Here is a 16306-nt window from a genome sequence, read left to right as displayed (position 1 = left end):
GGTGTTGGGTGGCGTGAGAAGAAGATCGTGAAGGGCTTTCAGGAATTTGATTCGGGCAGGTTCGCGCGATCGATCTCGGAGCGGAGCTGCGCGATCACGACCTGTAGGCGCTCAAATTCAGCTTCCTTGGCTGCTAGAAACGTGCGCGTCAGCGACAGCTTCTCTTCAATGCCCTGTGGTGTTAGCAGATAGGTGTATGCCCACTTGTTGTCGCTGCGCCGGAAATTGTTGGCCTTGACCCAGCCCTTGTCGACCAGCGCGCGCAGGCAGTAGTTGACTTTGCCCACGCTGATGCCCAAGCGGCTGGCGAGGCTGCGCTGGCTGGCAGTGGGTTCTTTCGCCAGCTCCTTGAGCAACTGGTAGTCGAGGTTGTCGTTGGTCATCCATGAGTGCGTTCAATCGATGAACGCGCCGGATGATACCTGCGCTCTAGGGGCGGGAAAACCCTTGCCCAGGTCAGCCGCCGAGCTTTTGAAGGCGGTCGGCGAGCGGCGGTGCGGCCGCGTCCTTGCCTGAAAGGCTGGGCACCAGGCCGTCGAGCGGCCAGGGGATGGCCAGTTTCGGGTCATCCCACCGCACACAGCCTTCGGCGGCCGGGGCGTAGTAGTCGGTCGTCTTGTAGAGGAAGTCGGCGCTGTCACTGGTGACGAGGAAGCCATGCGCCAGCCCGGCCGGGATCCACAACTGCTTATGGTTCTGCCCGGTCAGCTCCACGCCCACCCACTGACCGAAGGTAGGGCTGTCGGCGCGGATGTCCACCGCCACGTCGAACACACTGCCTTGCGTGACGCGCACCAGCTTGCCTTGCTCGTGCGGCGGGAGTTGGTAGTGCAGGCCGCGCAGTACGCCCTTGGCGGAACGCGAATGGTTGTCTTGTACGAACTTCACTTCGTACCCGACGGCGTCGTCGAACACCTTCTGGTTGAAGCTCTCGAAGAAGAAGCCACGTTCGTCGCCGAACACCTTGGGTTCGAGGATCAGCACGCCCTCGATCGCTGTCTTGGTTACCTTCATGTTCAGAACACCTGCGTCTTGACGATCTGCATCAGGTACTGGCCGTAGCCGTTCTTGAGCATCGGTTGAGCCATGGCTTCGAGTTGCTCGGCGGTGATCCACCCTGAGCGGTAGGCGATCTCTTCGGGGCAGGCGACCTTGAGGCCTTGTCGCTTCTCGAGCACCGAGATGAACTGGCCGGCTTCGAGCAGGCTGTCGTGCGTGCCGGTATCGAGCCATGCGTAGCCGCGGCCCATGATCTCTACGTTCAACTGGCCTTGATCCAGGTAGCGGGCGTTGACGTCGGTGATCTCGAGCTCGCCGCGTGGCGAAGGCTTGATGCTTGCCGCGATGTCGCACACCTGCTCGTCATAGAAATACAGGCCGGTGACGGCGTAGTTGCTCTTGGGCGCCTTGGGCTTTTCTTCGATGCTCAGTGCCCGCCTGTTCGCGTCGAACGCGACCACGCCGTAACGCTCGGGGTCGTGCACGTGGTAGGCGAAGACCGAGGCACCGCTATCCCGCCCTGCGGCAGAGTGCAGCAAGCCTTGCAAGTCGTGCCCGTAGAAGATGTTGTCGCCCAGAACAAGAGCGCTCGGCTTTCCGCCGACGAAGTTCTTGCCCAGGATGAAGGCCTGTGCCAAACCATCGGGGCTGGGCTGCACGCAGTAGCTGATGTTGACGCCCCACTTCGTGCCGTCGCCCAGCAGCGCTTCAAAGCGCGGCGTGTCTTGGGGCGTGCTGATGAGCAGGATGTCGCGGATGCCGGCCAGCATCAAGGTGGCCAGCGGGTAATAGACCATCGGCTTGTCATACACCGGCAGCAGTTGTTTGCTGATCGACAACGTGGCCGGGTGGAGCCGGGTGCCGGAGCCGCCGGCGAGGATGATGCCCTTGCGGGTGGGGGGGGTGCTCATCGTGTGCGTGTGTTTCGGAGTTCAGGTGAGCACTTCGGTGAGCATGCGCTCAACACCTAATTGCCATTGCGGCAGGGTGAGTCCGAAAGCGTCTTGCAGTTTGCGGGTGTTCATGCGCGAGTTGCCGGGCCGCTTGGCCGGGGTCGGGAAGGCGCTGGTCGGCACGGGCGCGATCGCGTCCGCCGCAATCTTGATCGGCTGGCCTGCGGCGCGCGCGAACTCGATCACGTGGCTGGCGTAGCCGTGCCAGGTGGTCTCGCCGCCCGCCACCGCGTGGTAAGTGCCGGCGAGCAGGGGTTGCTGCTGCACAACACGCAGCGCGTGGGCGGTGACGTCGGCCAACAGTTCGGCACCGGTGGGGGCGCCGAACTGGTCGTTGATCACCGTCAGCTTGTCGCGCTCCTTGGCCAGCTTCAGCATGGTCTTGGCAAAGTTGCCGCCGCGTGCGGCATAGACCCAGCTCGTGCGAAAGATCAGGTGCTTTGCGCCACTGGCCCGGATGGCTTCTTCGCCTTCGAGCTTGGTCTGGCCATAGACGCTCAGCGGGCCGGTGGGTGAGTCTTCGAGCCAAGGTGTGCTTCCACTGCCGTCGAACACGTAGTCGGTGCTGTAGTGCGCAAGCCAGGCGCCGCTGGCCGCCGCCTCGCGGGCCAGCACCCCAACGGCAGATGCATTGATGGCGCGCGCCAGCTCGGGCTCGCTCTCGGCCTTGTCGACCGCTGTGTGCGCCGCGGCGTTCACGATGATCTGTGGTGCGACCGCTCGCACGGTTGCAGCCAGCGATTCGGGTTTAGAGAAGTCGCCACTCAGCGGTCCGGGGCTGTCGAAATCAAGCGCAATCACTTCCCCAAGCGGAGCCAGTGCGCGCTGCAACTCCCAGCCCACTTGGCCGTTCTTGCCTAGCAACAGGATCTTCATGAGGTTGCCCGATCAGCGTAATTGCGGCTGACCCATTCGCGGTACGAACCGCTTTGCACGTTCTTCACCCAATCCGTGTTGTCGAGGTACCACTGCACCGTCTTGCGGATGCCGGTCTCGAAGGTCTCGGCGGGCTTCCAGCCCAGCTCGCGCTCGAGCTTGCGCGCGTCGATGGCGTAGCGGCGGTCGTGGCCTGGGCGGTCGGTCACGTAGGTGATGAGGCGTGTGTAGCTGCCAGCCGGGTCGGGCTTGAGTTCGTCGAGCAGGGCGCAGACCGTCTTGACGATCTCGATATTGGGCTTCTCGTTCCAGCCGCCCACGTTGTAGGTTTCGCCGAGCGTGCCGCGGGCCAGCACCTCGCGGATGGCCGAGCAATGGTCCTTGACGTAGAGCCAGTCGCGCACCTGCTGGCCATCGCCATACACCGGCAGCGGCTTGCCGGCCAGCGCGTTGACGATCATCAGCGGGATCAGCTTCTCGGGGAAGTGATAAGGCCCGTAGTTGTTGCTGCAGTTGGTGGTGACCACCGGCATGCCGTAGGTGTGGTGCCAGGCACGCACGAGATGATCGCTGGCCGCCTTGCTGGCCGAGTAAGGGCTGTTGGGCTCGTAGGGATGCGTTTCAGTGAAGGGCGCGTCGGTGGGCTTCAGCGAGCCGTAGACCTCATCGGTCGAGACATGATGAAAGCGAAAGCCATCTTTCTCGGCGCCCTGCAACTGCATCCAGTAACCGCGGGCTGCCTCGAGCAGCGCGAAGGTGCCGTTCACATTGGTCTGCACGAAAGCACCTGGGCCATGGATGCTGCGGTCGACATGGCTTTCGGCCGCGAAGTGAACCACGGCGCGTGGCTTGTGCTCAGCCAGCAGCTTGTCCAGCAGGGGGCGGTCGCAGATGTCACCCTTCACGAAAACGTGGCTGGCATCGCCTTCCAGCGACTTCAGGGTCTCCAGGTTGCCTGCGTAGGTGAGGGCATCCAGGTTGACGACCGGCTCGCCGGTGGCGGCAATCCAGTCCAGAACGAAGTTCGCGCCGATGAAGCCGGCGCCGCCGGTGACAAGAATCATGAGTGTGGCTCGGGTAGAGGGGTTTCGACCGGCTTGGACGACCGGATTCTAGTGTCGCGGAGCTGCGTTCCAAGGGTATTCACGGCCCGGGGGATAATCGTAGGATGACCCAACCAGCACTTGAACCCCTCGGTCTCGCGGCAGCGCAAGAACCCAACGCCGAACCTGTCGCGCCGGCCACCATGGAGTTCGCCTCTCTCGGCCTGTCGCCGGTGCTGGAGCGGGCCATCGCCGAATCCGGCTACACCACGATGACGCCGATCCAGGCCAAGGCGATTCCCATCGTCCTGTCGGGTCGTGATGTCATGGGGGCGGCGCAGACCGGCACCGGCAAGACCGCGGCGTTCTCTCTGCCCCTGCTGCACAAGATGCTCAAGCACGAGAACAGCAGCGCCTCGCCGGCGCGCCACCCCGTGCGCGCTCTGGTGCTCGCCCCCACGCGCGAGTTGGCTGACCAGGTGGCCAAGAACATCAAGACGTATTCCAAGCACACCAAGCTGCGCAGCATGGTGGTGTTCGGCGGGATCGACATGAAGCCGCAGACGCTGGAGCTCAAGACCGGCATCGAGGTGCTGACGGCCACCCCCGGCCGGTTGCTCGATCACATCGAGGCCAAGAACTGCGTGTTGAACCAGGTCGAGTACGTGGTGCTCGACGAAGCCGACCGCATGCTCGACATCGGCTTCCTGCCGGACTTGCAGCGTATCCTGAGCTACTTGCCGAAGCAGCGCCAGACCCTGCTGTTCTCTGCCACGTTCTCGCCCGAGATCAAGCGCCTGGCCGAGAGCTACCTGCAGAACCCTGTGCTGGTCGAGGTGGCGCGTCCGAACGCAACGGCTTCGACGGTCGAACAGCGCTTCTACAGCGTGACCTCCGACGACAAGCGCCCAGCGGTGATCAAACTGCTCAAGGAGCGTGGCATCACCCAGGCCATCGTGTTCGTCAATTCCAAGCTCGGCTGCGCGCGGCTTGCGCGTTCGCTGGAGCGCGATGGCTTGAAGACCAATGCGCTGCATGGAGACAAGTCGCAAGATGAACGCCTGAAGGCGCTCGATGCCTTCAAGCGCGGCGAGGTCGATGTGCTCGTGTGTACCGACGTGGCAGCGCGCGGTCTCGATATCGCCGACCTGCCAGCCGTCTTCAATTTCGACGTGCCGTTCAATGCCGAGGACTACGTGCACCGCATCGGGCGTACCGGCCGGGCCGGCGCCTCCGGGCTCGCGGTGACGCTGGTCACGCGCGATGACGCCCGCCTGGTGTCCGACATCGAGAAGCTCATCAAGAAGAAGGTCGAGCTCGAAGCCCTCGAGTTGGACGACGCGCGTCCGATGCATGTGGAGCGGCCGCGCCGTGCCCGCGAGGACGGCGATGCCAATGAGCCGCGTCGCCCCATGCGCAGCTATGCCCAGCCTTCGAAGGCGCCGCGCGATCCGTTCTTCGACAAGCCCTACGAGCCAAGCGTTCCTACCGAGGCTCCAGCTTGGGAAGTAAAGGCGGCGGCGCCGACGCCCTCTCGGGGGCTGTCTCCGAACATCAAGCCCAAGAAGAAGGTCGCCGCGCTGTTCGGCGGCAAGTCGTCGAGTTGATGGTCGGCGCGCGTCAGCGCGCAAGTAGGCAGAAGACCGCGGGCACGTCGTCTGGCAGTTGCCTGGGCGAACTCTTCCACTGCGTCACCGTCGCCGTGCGGGTCCAGGCCGTCGGCAAGGTCAGACCGCAACTGACCGAGAGCAGCGTGTCACCGCGCAGGTGCGAGACAAGCGCGGAAACGAGCACCTCGTTGCGGTAGGGCGTCTCGATCATCAATTGCGTTTGCGCTGCACGCCGAGACAGTGCCTCGAGCTCCCGAATGCGTTGACTGCGCGCGCCTGCGTCCGTCGGCAGATATCCGACGAAGGCGAAACTCTGTCCGTTCAACCCACTGGCGGCCAAGGCCAGCACGAGCGAACTCGGGCCGCTGAGTGCGAGGACTTCGATGCCAATCGTGTGGGCCGCCTGCACGACCGCCGCGCCGGGGTCGGCCACTGCGGGGAGTCCGGCCTCCGAGATCAGCCCGACGTCGTGGCCTTCGAGCGCAGGGGCCAGCAGCGGCTTAATGTCGGCGGGGGCGGGCGTGCGGGTGCCCTTGGCTGGGCGCGGTAACTCGACGATCGACACATCCTGCAAGGCACGGTCCAGCGGCACGGACGCCCCGACGCGCTTGAGGAAGGCGCGTGTGGTCTTCGCGTTCTCGGCGACCCAGTGGTTCAGGCGTGCGGCCGTTTGAAGCACGCCGAGTGGCAAGACGTGCTGAAGGTCGGTGTCAGCCGAAACGCCGAAATCCAGCGTGTTGGGGACGAGCACGAGTTTGCCGCGTGGCGAAGTCATGGCTGCAGAGGGTCGATGCCGGCCGCGCGAAGCAGCTCGCAGGTCTTGATCAGTGGCAGGCCCACCAGGGCGGTGGGGTCGTCGGACTCGATGGCTGTCAGCAAGGCGATGCCGAGTGCTTCCGACTTGGCACTGCCGGCGCAGTCATACGGCTGCTCGGCGCGCAGGTAATGCTCGATCTCGGCATCGCTCAGGTCGCGAAACCGCACAGTGACCGGGACCAGGGCCACCCCTTCATAGCTGCGGTTCAGGTTGACGACGGCAACGGCAGTCTGGAACACCACGGCCCGACCGCGCATCGCGCGGAGTTGCTCGACCGCGCGATCGTGCGTCCCCGGTTTGCCGAGGGGCTGGCCGGCCAGGTCTGCCACTTGATCGGAGCCGATGACCGTGGCGGCAGGGAAGCGCTGTGCCACGGCACGGGCTTTGGCCAAGGCCAGGCGTTGCGCGAGCGCGGCCGGGTTCTCGCGGTCGAGCGGCGTCTCATCGACCTCGGGGGATTGGATATCGAACGGGATTCGCAGGCGTTGCAGCATTTCTTGCCGGTAGCGCGAGGTCGATCCGAGTATCAAAGCAGGGCGCGAGGTCATGGCCGGGATTCTCCCTCCAGTCGCCCTCGCCTTGCAGGGCGAGGCATACACTTCGGCCCATGAAATCTCGTGAGTTCGACCCCGCCAAGTTGGACGTGGAGGCCTTCGCAAAGGCTGGTGCCAGCCTGGAGGGCGCGTGGCCGCTGTCTGCGCTGGAGCGCCTGTCTGCGTCGACGCTTTTGCCGGAAGAGGCCCAGGCAGCCCGGTGGAGCGCCCGCGGCGAGTTGCGACCGGTGCGCGGTGCGGCGGGCGAGGTCTGGCTTCATGTTCAGGCATCGGCCGAGGTCAACCTCGAGTGCCAGCGCTGCCTGTCGCCGGTCGGCTCGGTCGTCGAGGCAAATCGGTCTTTCCAGTTCGTTCACGGTGAAAACACCGCGGCCGAACTCGATTCGGACAGCGAGGATGACGTGCTGGCCCTGACGCGAGCCCTCGATCTGGTCGAGTTGATCGAGGACGAGTTGCTGCTCTCCCTGCCGCTCGTTCCGCGTCATGAAACCTGCCCGGCACCATTGCCTGTCCCGGGCGCCGACCCTGAGCTCGAAGAGGGTGAGGGTGTGCCGAACCCGTTTGCTGCATTGGCAGCCCTCAAGAGGGGCAGCCTCCCCAACTGACGAAAGACACAACGCGGCTGGCCCATGCTAGAATCGCAGGCTTTCCGTTCTGGTGCCGAACACTGGCACCTACCCCCTGGCTCCTGTGCTCCCAATGTGAGAGCGCGAGCTGCAGGAGATCTAAGGAGTTTTCCATGGCCGTTCAGCAAAACAAGAAGTCGCCTTCCAAGCGCGGCATGCATCGTGCACACAATGCCCTTACCACCCCGGGCACGGCTGTCGAGCCGACCACCGGTGAGACGCATCTGCGCCATCACATCAGCCCCAACGGTTTCTACCGTGGGCGCAAGGTTCTCAAGACCAAGGCCGACGCCTGATCGTCGTGGCGGGGCAGGGTGCCTTCAGGTGCCCGATCGCGACTCCTCGCGTACGCCTCTGATGCTTGAAATGACACCTCCACCCGGCCTGCAAGCCGTTGCAGCGTCGGGTGTTTGCTTTTCTGCGCGTGCTTGCGCGCATTCTTTCGTCTTGTGGCATTCATGACATCCCATGTGAAGCCCATCGAATTCGTGCGCTTGTCCGTCGACTGCATGGGGGGGGATTTCGGCCCCTCGGTGACGTTGCCGGCCTGTCGTGCCTTCCTCGACGCTCACCCTCAGGCCCACTTGATCCTCGTGGGCAAGCCGGACGCACTTGCGTCGGCTGCCAAGTGGGATCGCTGCACCATCGTCGCTGCGAGCGAGGTGGTGGAGATGGACGACCCGATCGAAGTCGCTTTGCGACGCAAGAAGGATTCGTCGCTGCGGGTTGCTCTGAATCAACTCAAGGCTGGCGCAGATGGCGCGCCAGCGAGCGCTCACGTATGCGTGTCCGCAGGCAACACCGGCGCGCTCATGGCGGTCGCGCGCTATCTGCTGAAGACGCTCGAAGGCATCGACCGCCCTGCCATTGCTACCGTGATGCCGAATGAGCGCGACGGTTACACCACCGTGCTCGATCTGGGCGCCAATGTCGACTGCACGCCTGAACATCTGCTGCAGTTCGCCGTCATGGGCAGCGCGCTGGTGTCGGCCGTCGAGGGCAAGGAGAACCCGAGCGTCGGCCTCTTGAACATCGGTGAAGAAGTCATCAAGGGCAGCGAGACCATCAAGCGAGCGGGCGAGTTGTTGCGCCAGGCAGCGCAAGGCAAGCACATCAACTTCTACGGCAATGTCGAAGGAAACGACATCTTCAAGGGCACGACGGACATCGTGGTCTGCGATGGTTTTGTCGGCAACGTGGCCTTGAAGACCGCTGAAGGCTTGATCGCCACCCTTGTGGGCTTCATCAAGCAGGAGTTCGGCCGCAACATCTTCACCAAGCTGGCGGCCGTGGCGGCCTTGCCGGTGCTCAACAGCCTGAAGCGCCGAATTGACCCTCGCCGCTACAACGGAGCGGCCTTGCTGGGGCTACGTGGGCTGGTCTTCAAGAGCCATGGCTCCGCCGACGCCTTTGCGTTCGAAGGGGCCTTGAATCGGGCTTATGATGCGGCCCGCAATTGTTTGCTTGAACGGGTCCACGACCAGATTCTCGAGACGCTCGAGGCGATGCCGTCCGGCTCCAACGCCGCCGACGATCCGACGAATCCTGGTGACGCCCTCGCTGCATGACATCACCACTTCCAGCCAGCTATTCGCGCATCGCCGGCACGGGCAGCTACCTGCCCCCCAAGCGCCTGAGCAATGCCGACTTTGCTGCCCAGCTTGCAGAGAAGGGTGTCGAGACATCCGATGACTGGATCGTCGCGCGCACCGGCATTCACGCACGCCATTTCGCCGAGCCCGACGTCCCCGGCAGCGACTTGGCTGTCAATGCGGCGCAGCAGGCGCTTGCGTCGGCGGGCGTTGACGCATCGCAAATCGATCTGATCATCGTCGCCACGTCCACGCCGGACATGGTGTTCCCGTCGACCGCTTGCATCGTCCAGCGCAAGCTTGGCATCCAGGGCTGCGCGGCCTTCGATGTGCAGGCCGTGTGTTCGGGCTTCGTCTACGCGCTGACGATTGCCGATTCGATGATTCGCACCGGCGCCGCTCGCAAGGCGCTCGTGATCGGCTCTGAAGTGTTCTCCCGGCTGCTCGATTTCAACGACCGCACCACATGCGTGCTGTTCGGTGATGGCGCGGGTGCAGTCGTCCTCGAAGCGAGCGACACGCCGGGCATCGTCGCTACGGAGTTGCACGCCGACGGGCGCCATGTCGACATCCTGTGCACGCCCGGTGCCGTGTCCGGCGGCGAGATTCTCGGATTGCCCTTCCTGAAGATGGACGGCCAGGCCGTGTTCAAGCTGGCGGTGGGTGTCCTCGAAGAGGTGGCGCGCTCGGTTCTGCAGAAGGCGGGGCGGACCGCGGCCGACATCGACTGGCTGATCCCGCACCAGGCCAACATCCGGATCATGCATGGCACGGCCAAGAAGCTGAAGCTTCCTCTCGAGCGGGTTGTCGTCACGGTCGATGAGCACGGCAACACCTCGGCCGCGTCGATCCCGCTGGCGCTCGATACCGCGGTGCGCTCGGGTTCCATCAAGCGTGGTGACACGCTCATGCTCGAAGGCGTGGGTGGTGGTTTCACCTGGGGTGCTGTGCTGCTCGACTTCTGAGCGGCCGACGGCTCGCGATCGATCTCATCGTCGCCCTACGTACGTCCAAGAAAGCGTTGCCAATGACAACTCCCTTTGCGTTTGTGTTTCCGGGCCAAGGCTCTCAGTCTGTCGGGATGTTCGACGCGTGGGGAGATCACCCTGCCGTGCGCGAGACCCTCGCCGAAGCCTCCGAGGTACTCGGTGAAGACGTGGCTGGCATCGTGCAGCAAGGCCCCAAAGACATTCTTGATCTCACCACGAACACGCAGCCGTACATGTTGACTGCCGGCGTGGCGTGCCTGCGTGCCTGGTTGGCCGAGACAGGTGCGCAACCGGCCGTGGTGGCAGGCCACTCCTTGGGTGAATACACCGCGCTTGTGGCCGCAGGTTCGTTGAACCTTGCGCAGGCTTTGCCGCTTGTGCGCTTTCGCGCGCAGGCCATGCAGCAGGCTGTGCCGGTCGGGCAGGGGGCGATGGCGGCCATCCTCGGCCTCGATGCTTCGACAGTGATCGAAGGGTGCGCCGAAGCGGCTGCCGCTGCGGGCGAACCGGTGGAGGCGGCGAATTTCAACGATCCCAAGCAGACGGTCATCGCGGGCACCAAGGCGGCTGTGGATCGCGCGTGCGAGGTGCTCAAGGCGAAGGGCGCCAAGCGTGCCTTGCCGCTCGCCGTTTCAGCGCCTTTCCACTCCAGCCTGATGCGCCCTGCTGCGGAGCAACTCAAGATCCGCCTCGCGGATACCGCGATTGCCGCCCCCAAGATCCCCCTCATCAACAACATCGATGTAGCGGTTCAAACCGATCCGCAGGCCATACGCGATGCGCTCTACCGCCAGTCGTATGGTGCCGTGCGATGGGTCGAGACCATTCAGGCCATCCGTGCGCGAGGCATTTCGACCATCGTCGAGTGCGGGCCCGGCAAGGTCCTGGCCGGCATGGTCAAGCGCATTGACGCAGAGGCGACCGGCCTCGCGATGTTCGACCCGGCCACTTTGGCCGAAGCAAAGGGCCAACTGGCATGAGCGAAATTCAGGTGTCTGATCAAGTGGCGCTTGTCACCGGCGCGTCGCGTGGCATCGGCCGTGCCATTGCGGTCGAGTTGGGCAGCAGGGGCTTGAAGGTCATCGGCACCGCCACGACCGAGGCTGGCGCGCAGGCCATTGGAGATGCCCTGGGTGCGTTCCCGGGCAGCAAAGGTGTGTGCCTCAATGTGAACGATGGCGCCGGCGTCGATGCCGCCATCGACGCCATCGTCAAGGAGTACGGTGGCTTGCACGTGTTGGTCAACAACGCCGGCATTACGCGCGACATGCTGTCGATGCGCATGAAGGATGAAGACTGGGACGCGGTCATCGATACCAACCTCAAGGCGGTGTTCCGCACGAGCCGCGCGGCAACGCGCCCGATGATGAAGCAGCGCTATGGCCGCATCATCAACATCACGTCGGTGGTCGGTGCGAATGGCAACGCGGGTCAGGCAAACTACGCGGCGGCCAAGGCGGGAGTGGCCGGTATGACTCGCGCATTCGCCCGCGAGCTGGGTAGTCGTGGTGTCACCGTCAACTGCGTCGCCCCGGGCTTCATCGAAACCGACATGACCAAGAAACTGTCGGAGCAGCAGACCAGCGCCTTGCTCGGCCAGATTCCGCTGGGGCGCCTGGGCCAGGCGACTGACATTGCGCATGCGGTGGCGTTTCTTGCCTCGCCGCAAGCTGGCTACATCACGGGAACAGAGCTGCACGTCAATGGCGGCATGTTCATGAACTGAGCTTTCCTGTTCGTTTCCAACCGGTTCCCACGCCCGACCGGCACGCGTCAGGGTGTCTTAGAGCAGACACCCCATAGGCCGTAGAATCTCGGGCTGTTTAAGTAAACCCTCCTGGAGGAGTCATGAGCGATATCGAAGCACGTGTGAAGAAGATCATTGCCGAACAACTCGGCGTGCCTGAGGCCGATGTGTCCAATGAGAAGGCCTTCGTGGCCGACTTGGGTGCCGACTCGCTTGACACGGTGGAACTGGTCATGGCGCTGGAAGATGAATTCGGCATCGAGATTCCTGACGAAGAAGCCGAGAAGATCACCACTGTCCAGTTGGCGATCGACTACGCGCTGAAGCATCAGAAGGCCTGATCCCGGAGAGTTGTCCATGTCTCGTCGCCGCGTCGTCATCACCGGTCTGGGGCTGATCAGCCCCGTGGGCAACACGGTGGAAGAAGGCTGGGCCAATCTCGTTGCCGGCCGCTCCGGCATCGACACCATCACCAGGTTCGACGCGTCGGCTTTCAGCTGCCAGTTCGCGGGTGAGGTGAAGGGCTTCCAGGTCGAGGATTACATTCCCGGCAAGGAAGCGCGCCACATGGACACCTTCATCCATTACGGCGTAGCCGCTTCGATCCAGGCTGTGCGTGATGCCGGCCTCCCGACAGGCGACCAGCTGAGCGAAGACCAGGCCGAGCGCATCGGCTGCATGGTGGGTTCAGGCATCGGCGGCTTGCCGATGATCGAAGAGACGCACGCCGACTACGCCGCGCGCGGTCCGCGTCGCATCTCGCCGTTCTTCGTGCCTGCATCGATCATCAACATGATCTCGGGCCACGTGTCGATCCGCTTCGGCTTCACGGGCCCCAACCTGGCCATCGTGACGGCATGCACGACCGGCTTGCACTCGATCGGGCAGGCGGCGCGCATCATCGAATACGGTGAAGCAGATGTGATGGTTGCCGGCGGTGCCGAGTCGACGATTTCACCTTTGGGCATCGGTGGCTTTACCGCTCCACGAGCGCTGTCCACGCGCAACGACGATCCGAAGACTGCATCGCGTCCGTGGGACAAGGATCGCGACGGCTTCGTGCTCGGCGAAGGTGCCGGCGTGCTGGTCCTCGAAGAGTACGAGCACGCGAAGAAGCGCGGTGCAAAGATTTACGCTGAGTTGGCCGGCTTTGGCATGGGGGCCGACGCGTACCACATGACTGCCCCCAACGTCGATGGCCCGAAGCGCTCGATCAAGGCTGCTCTGCGCAATGCAGGCATCGATGGCAGCCAGGTTCAGTACCTCAACGCGCATGGCACGTCCACGCCGCTGGGTGACGTGAACGAGAGCAACGCGATCAAGCTGGCGTTCGGCGACCACGCAATGAAGCTTGTCGTCAATTCGACGAAATCGATGACCGGCCACTTGCTCGGCGGCGCGGGTGGGATCGAATCGGTGTTCACCACCTTGGCGGTGAACAAGCAGATTTCTCCGCCGACCATCAACATCTTCAACCAGGATCCCGAGTGCGACCTGGACTACTGCGCCAATACGGCGCGTGACATGAAGATCGACTATGCGGTGAAGAACAACTTCGGCTTTGGCGGCACCAACGGCACGTTGGTCTTCAAGCGCATCTGAGGCCGCCGCCGATCGGCGGGCATGCACGCAGCACCTCCCTTCCAGATGGTTGTGCGCCGTTTCGGCGTATGGCGGATTGCCGTGTCTGCCATCCTTGGTGTTGGCGCATCCGTACTGTGTGCTTGGGCGTTGCGCGCAGCGCCTGTCTACCCTTTGGCGCTGGCGGCGTCGTTCGCCGTCTTGCTTGGCTGTGGAGCAGCTTCGTTGAGGCACTTCCGACGCCTGAAGCCTTCAAGCCTGCGATGGGATACCCAGAATTGGCACCTTGGCCCAGCGTCAACCGCGGGTCACGAACCCACGGTCGGTCGTTTGACGGTAGCTCTCGATCTGGGCGGCTGGATGCTTCTTCGGTTCGTACCCGATACCGCATTGGCACAGGCCCGACACGTCTGGCTGCCGGTGCAGCGCCGCGGACACGAGACCGAATGGCACGCGTTGCGCGCTACGGTATATTGCGCCCGACCTCTCTCCCTGCCCACTGCGGCGCCGTTCTGAAGCCGTCGAATGTCCGCCACTGATGCAGATGCCCCGCTGATCGAGCGCGTGAAACTCGGCGACGTGAAGGCGTTCGAGATGCTGGTGGTCAAGTACCAGCGGCGCATTGAACGACTCATCGGTCGCATGGTGCGTGATGTCGACCTGGTGCCTGACATCGCGCAGGAAACATTCATCCGGGCCTACCGCGCGATCCCCCAGTTTCGTGGGGAAAGCGCGTTCTACACCTGGCTCTACCGCATTGCCGTCAACACGGCCAAGAAGGCGCTGGTCGATCTGAAGCGTGACCCGATCGTGACGGAATCGGCACGTTTGGGGCGTTCTGACGACGATGAAACTTCCGTCGTCGAAACTGAACTAAGCCACAGCGAAACCCCCGATGCCATGCTGGCGAGCAAGGAGATTGCTTCTGCCGTGAACGCCTCCATCGAGGCGCTGTCTGAAGACTTGCGCCAGGCCATCACGTTGCGGGAGATCGAAGGCCTCAGTTATGAAGAGATTGCCGAGGTCATGAATTGCCCGATCGGTACCGTGCGGTCGCGGATATTTCGCGCGCGTGAAGCCATCGCCCAACGCTTGCGCCCCTTGCTGGATACGCGGGACGGTGAGCGATGGTGAGTGTTTTTGTGGTCAAGAGTTTGTGTGCTGGAGGTTGCGATGTCTCAACGGTCTGATAGTGAACGGCCGACGATGGCTGATTTGTCTGCGCTGATGGATGGCGAGTTGGAGGTGTCGGCCGTTGGTCGGACCCTCGGCCAATGGCGCGACAGCGGCGAAGCGCGAGCCACGTGGCATGCCTATCAGCTGATCGGGGATGTTCTCCGCTCGGACGATCTGGCCACTGACGCGGGTCACGACGCAAGCTTCATGGCAGCGTTTCGTCAACGGCTGGCGCAGGAGCCGGTGGTGCTCGCGCCTGCGGCGGCTCCCGCGTCACCCAGCGTGGCCACGAGGCCGCCTCGCAAGTGGGCGGCGTCAGTGGCAGTTGCTGCAGGGTTCATGGCCGTGGCGGGGGTCCTGGTGGTGACGCAGATGCCAGGCACCCCGACTGGTCCGCAGGTTGACGCAGGCTTTGCGCAGGCGCCGGCTATTGCGCCGGGGATCGTCCCCGTATCGGCGGGTGGTGCCTCTGGCATCACTGGCGAATCTCCGATCGTGCTCGACGGGCAGTTGATCCGTGATGTGCGCCTCGACGAGTACTTGGCTGCCCACAAGAAGTTCGGCGGTAGCTCTCTTCCCGGTGGTCCTTCGGGCTTCCTGCGCAACGCGGCCGCCACCAACGCCGGACGCTGAGTTCCACGCCCTCATACCCCATGCTGTTGCGCCTGCCAGCCGTCGTCTTTGCATTTGCCACGATTGCGTTTGTTCCGCTTGCCCGCGGCCAGAGCGCGCTTGCGAGTGGTGATCCTCTCGTCGAGGCGCGAGAGACTCGCGCCTGGTTGACTCGCATCCAGAATGCGGCCAACACGAGCAACTTCGCCGGCACGGTTGTCGTCAGTGCCGGAGGCGCAGTGGCCAGCACCCGAATCGCGCACTACTGCGAGGGCCGCGACCAGTTCGAGCGCATCGAATCGCTCGACGGGCAGGTGCGTAACGTCTTCCGTCACAACAACGTGGTTCACACCGTCTGGCCCAAGCGGCGCGTGGCGGTGGTCGAGCAGCGTGACCAGATGACGTCATTTCCCGGGCTTTTGCAGGCCGGGGCTGAGCGCGTTCAGGAGTACTACGACTTGAAGCCCATGTCGGTGGAGCGTGTGGCAGGCCATGAAGCCAACGTGCTCTTGCTGAAGCCGCGCGACAAGCTGCGCTTCGGCTATCGGCTCTGGTCCGAGCGAGCCACGGGCCTTCTCTTGCGCACCGAGGTGCTCGGAGAGCGCGGTGAAGTGCTCGAATCGTCTGCGTTTTCGGATGTGGAGATCGGTGTGCGTGCCCAACCCGAGGCCATCACCCAACCGATCAAGCGACTCGACGGGTTCCGTGTGGTCAAGCCGATGTTGGCACCAGCCAAGCTGGAGGCCGAAGGATGGTCGATCAAGGCCAAGGTGCCTGGCTTCCAGATGGTCAGCTGCGTGAAGCGACAGTTCGACGGTGCGCCCGACGCGGCGCCATCCGCATCCAGTCAGTTGCTGCAGGCCGTCTTTTCGGACGGGCTCACCTTCGTGTCGATTTTCATCGAGCCTTATCACCCGGAGCGCCATGGCCGGCCCATGGCGGCGTCGCTCGGTGCCACCCAGACCATGATGCATCGCGAAGGCGACTGGTGGGTCACAGTGATGGGCGATGTACCTCCGGCCACGTTGCGGCAATTCGCGAAAGCGGTGGAGCGCCGAAAATAACAGTCGCCCCGGGCTGCCGGTGAGCGCAGTTCGATCGAGGCAGGGAGTCAGTTCATTCAGGATCGAG

General features: G+C 63.7%; 19 protein-coding genes. 12 read left to right on the top strand and 7 right to left on the bottom strand.

The window, feature by feature from the left end:
• Window positions 1-38: 38 nt before the first annotated feature.
• From AC1KAR_RS05375 to rfbB, 5 genes are all read right to left on the bottom strand, one after another.
• Window positions 39-383: a MarR family EPS-associated transcriptional regulator gene (locus AC1KAR_RS05375; protein ID WP_480315281.1), complete on the bottom strand. Its 345-nt coding sequence runs from the start codon at window positions 381-383 to the stop codon at window positions 39-41.
• A gap of 73 nt (window positions 384-456) precedes the next feature.
• The gene (gene rfbC, locus AC1KAR_RS05370; RefSeq protein ID WP_480315279.1) at window positions 457-1014 is read right to left on the bottom strand and encodes a dTDP-4-dehydrorhamnose 3,5-epimerase; all 558 of its coding nucleotides are present in this window, start codon (window positions 1012-1014) and stop codon (window positions 457-459) included.
• 2 nt (window positions 1015-1016) lie between these two features.
• Window positions 1017-1910, bottom strand: a complete 894-nt coding sequence (gene rfbA / locus AC1KAR_RS05365; RefSeq protein ID WP_480315277.1) for a glucose-1-phosphate thymidylyltransferase RfbA — start codon at window positions 1908-1910, stop codon at window positions 1017-1019.
• A gap of 21 nt (window positions 1911-1931) precedes the next feature.
• The gene (rfbD, locus tag AC1KAR_RS05360; RefSeq protein ID WP_480315275.1) at window positions 1932-2828 is read right to left on the bottom strand and encodes a dTDP-4-dehydrorhamnose reductase; all 897 of its coding nucleotides are present in this window, start codon (window positions 2826-2828) and stop codon (window positions 1932-1934) included.
• Window positions 2825-3892: a dTDP-glucose 4,6-dehydratase gene (gene rfbB, locus AC1KAR_RS05355; protein WP_480315273.1), complete on the bottom strand. Its 1068-nt coding sequence runs from the start codon at window positions 3890-3892 to the stop codon at window positions 2825-2827. Before rfbB ends, rfbD begins: the two co-directional genes overlap by 4 nt.
• 182 nt (window positions 3893-4074) lie before the next feature.
• Here rfbB and AC1KAR_RS05350 point away from each other — a divergent pair, with 182 nt between their 5' ends.
• Entirely contained in the window at window positions 4075-5478 is a 1404-nt protein-coding gene (locus AC1KAR_RS05350) for a DEAD/DEAH box helicase (protein WP_480317763.1), read from the top strand.
• Between the two features lie 13 nt (window positions 5479-5491).
• Here AC1KAR_RS05350 and AC1KAR_RS05345 read toward each other — a convergent pair whose 3' ends face one another.
• A complete protein-coding gene (locus AC1KAR_RS05345; protein WP_480315271.1) occupies window positions 5492-6256 on the bottom strand; it encodes an SAM-dependent methyltransferase in 765 nt (254 codons plus the stop codon).
• Window positions 6253-6846: a Maf family nucleotide pyrophosphatase gene (locus AC1KAR_RS05340; protein ID WP_480315269.1), complete on the bottom strand. Its 594-nt coding sequence runs from the start codon at window positions 6844-6846 to the stop codon at window positions 6253-6255. Before AC1KAR_RS05340 ends, AC1KAR_RS05345 begins: the two co-directional genes overlap by 4 nt.
• Before the next feature lie 95 nt (window positions 6847-6941).
• Here AC1KAR_RS05340 and AC1KAR_RS05335 point away from each other — a divergent pair, with 95 nt between their 5' ends.
• The 11 genes from AC1KAR_RS05335 (at window position 6942) to AC1KAR_RS05285 (ending at window position 16239) form a co-directional block, all read left to right on the top strand.
• Window positions 6942-7457, top strand: coding sequence for a YceD family protein (locus AC1KAR_RS05335; protein ID WP_480315267.1), 516 nt, complete (start codon window positions 6942-6944; stop codon window positions 7455-7457).
• A gap of 134 nt (window positions 7458-7591) precedes the next feature.
• A complete protein-coding gene (gene rpmF / locus AC1KAR_RS05330; RefSeq protein WP_480315265.1) occupies window positions 7592-7774 on the top strand; it encodes a 50S ribosomal protein L32 in 183 nt (60 codons plus the stop codon).
• A gap of 162 nt (window positions 7775-7936) precedes the next feature.
• On the top strand, window positions 7937-9046 hold the full coding sequence (gene plsX, locus AC1KAR_RS05325; RefSeq protein WP_480315263.1) for a phosphate acyltransferase PlsX: 1110 nt from the start codon (window positions 7937-7939) through the stop codon (window positions 9044-9046).
• A complete protein-coding gene (locus tag AC1KAR_RS05320; RefSeq protein ID WP_480315261.1) occupies window positions 9043-10035 on the top strand; it encodes a beta-ketoacyl-ACP synthase III in 993 nt (330 codons plus the stop codon). Before plsX ends, AC1KAR_RS05320 begins: the two co-directional genes overlap by 4 nt.
• A 62-nt stretch (window positions 10036-10097) precedes the next feature.
• Window positions 10098-11039 (top strand): ACP S-malonyltransferase, encoded by a 942-nt coding sequence (gene fabD, locus AC1KAR_RS05315; protein WP_480315259.1) that lies wholly within the window; start codon window positions 10098-10100, stop codon window positions 11037-11039.
• Window positions 11036-11785 carry a 3-oxoacyl-ACP reductase FabG gene (gene fabG, locus AC1KAR_RS05310; RefSeq protein ID WP_480315257.1) on the top strand — a complete coding sequence of 250 codons (750 nt, stop codon included), beginning with the start codon at window positions 11036-11038 and terminating at the stop codon, window positions 11783-11785. The genes fabD and fabG overlap by 4 nt, the downstream gene beginning before the upstream one ends.
• Window positions 11786-11907: 122 nt before the next feature.
• Window positions 11908-12147, top strand: a complete 240-nt coding sequence (gene acpP / locus AC1KAR_RS05305; protein ID WP_201805636.1) for an acyl carrier protein — start codon at window positions 11908-11910, stop codon at window positions 12145-12147.
• A gap of 16 nt (window positions 12148-12163) precedes the next feature.
• Complete coding sequence (gene fabF, locus AC1KAR_RS05300; RefSeq protein WP_480315255.1) at window positions 12164-13408, top strand: beta-ketoacyl-ACP synthase II; 1245 nt, start codon at window positions 12164-12166, stop codon at window positions 13406-13408.
• A 504-nt stretch (window positions 13409-13912) separates the two neighbouring features.
• Window positions 13913-14521: an RNA polymerase sigma factor RpoE gene (rpoE, locus tag AC1KAR_RS05295; protein WP_480315253.1), complete on the top strand. Its 609-nt coding sequence runs from the start codon at window positions 13913-13915 to the stop codon at window positions 14519-14521.
• Between the two features lie 72 nt (window positions 14522-14593).
• Window positions 14594-15196, top strand: a complete 603-nt coding sequence (locus AC1KAR_RS05290; RefSeq protein ID WP_480315251.1) for a sigma-E factor negative regulatory protein — start codon at window positions 14594-14596, stop codon at window positions 15194-15196.
• Between the two features lie 20 nt (window positions 15197-15216).
• The gene (locus AC1KAR_RS05285; protein WP_480315249.1) at window positions 15217-16239 is read left to right on the top strand and encodes a MucB/RseB C-terminal domain-containing protein; all 1023 of its coding nucleotides are present in this window, start codon (window positions 15217-15219) and stop codon (window positions 16237-16239) included.
• Window positions 16240-16306 lie beyond the last annotated feature (67 nt).

It is taken from the genome of Piscinibacter sp. PDB1-1 (assembly GCF_056675995.1).
Note: the sequence above shows the minus strand (reverse complement) of the source record. Positions and strands in the feature narration are given on the sequence as shown.

Coding starts and splice junctions, on each gene's coding strand:
- AC1KAR_RS05375 (WP_480315281.1), bottom strand. CDS start 383: ATGACCAACGACAACCTCGACTACCAGTTGCTCAAGGAGCTGGCGAAA.
- rfbC (WP_480315279.1), bottom strand. CDS start 1,014: ATGAAGGTAACCAAGACAGCGATCGAGGGCGTGCTGATCCTCGAACCC.
- rfbA (WP_480315277.1), bottom strand. CDS start 1,910: ATGAGCACCCCCCCCACCCGCAAGGGCATCATCCTCGCCGGCGGCTCC.
- rfbD (WP_480315275.1), bottom strand. CDS start 2,828: ATGAAGATCCTGTTGCTAGGCAAGAACGGCCAAGTGGGCTGGGAGTTG.
- rfbB (WP_480315273.1), bottom strand. CDS start 3,892: ATGATTCTTGTCACCGGCGGCGCCGGCTTCATCGGCGCGAACTTCGTT.
- AC1KAR_RS05350 (WP_480317763.1), top strand. CDS start 4,075: ATGGAGTTCGCCTCTCTCGGCCTGTCGCCGGTGCTGGAGCGGGCCATC.
- AC1KAR_RS05345 (WP_480315271.1), bottom strand. CDS start 6,256: ATGACTTCGCCACGCGGCAAACTCGTGCTCGTCCCCAACACGCTGGAT.
- AC1KAR_RS05340 (WP_480315269.1), bottom strand. CDS start 6,846: ATGACCTCGCGCCCTGCTTTGATACTCGGATCGACCTCGCGCTACCGG.
- rpmF (WP_480315265.1), top strand. CDS start 7,592: ATGGCCGTTCAGCAAAACAAGAAGTCGCCTTCCAAGCGCGGCATGCAT.
- plsX (WP_480315263.1), top strand. CDS start 7,937: ATGACATCCCATGTGAAGCCCATCGAATTCGTGCGCTTGTCCGTCGAC.
- AC1KAR_RS05320 (WP_480315261.1), top strand. CDS start 9,043: ATGACATCACCACTTCCAGCCAGCTATTCGCGCATCGCCGGCACGGGC.
- fabD (WP_480315259.1), top strand. CDS start 10,098: ATGACAACTCCCTTTGCGTTTGTGTTTCCGGGCCAAGGCTCTCAGTCT.
- fabG (WP_480315257.1), top strand. CDS start 11,036: ATGAGCGAAATTCAGGTGTCTGATCAAGTGGCGCTTGTCACCGGCGCG.
- acpP (WP_201805636.1), top strand. CDS start 11,908: ATGAGCGATATCGAAGCACGTGTGAAGAAGATCATTGCCGAACAACTC.
- fabF (WP_480315255.1), top strand. CDS start 12,164: ATGTCTCGTCGCCGCGTCGTCATCACCGGTCTGGGGCTGATCAGCCCC.
- rpoE (WP_480315253.1), top strand. CDS start 13,913: ATGTCCGCCACTGATGCAGATGCCCCGCTGATCGAGCGCGTGAAACTC.
- AC1KAR_RS05290 (WP_480315251.1), top strand. CDS start 14,594: ATGGCTGATTTGTCTGCGCTGATGGATGGCGAGTTGGAGGTGTCGGCC.
- AC1KAR_RS05285 (WP_480315249.1), top strand. CDS start 15,217: ATGCTGTTGCGCCTGCCAGCCGTCGTCTTTGCATTTGCCACGATTGCG.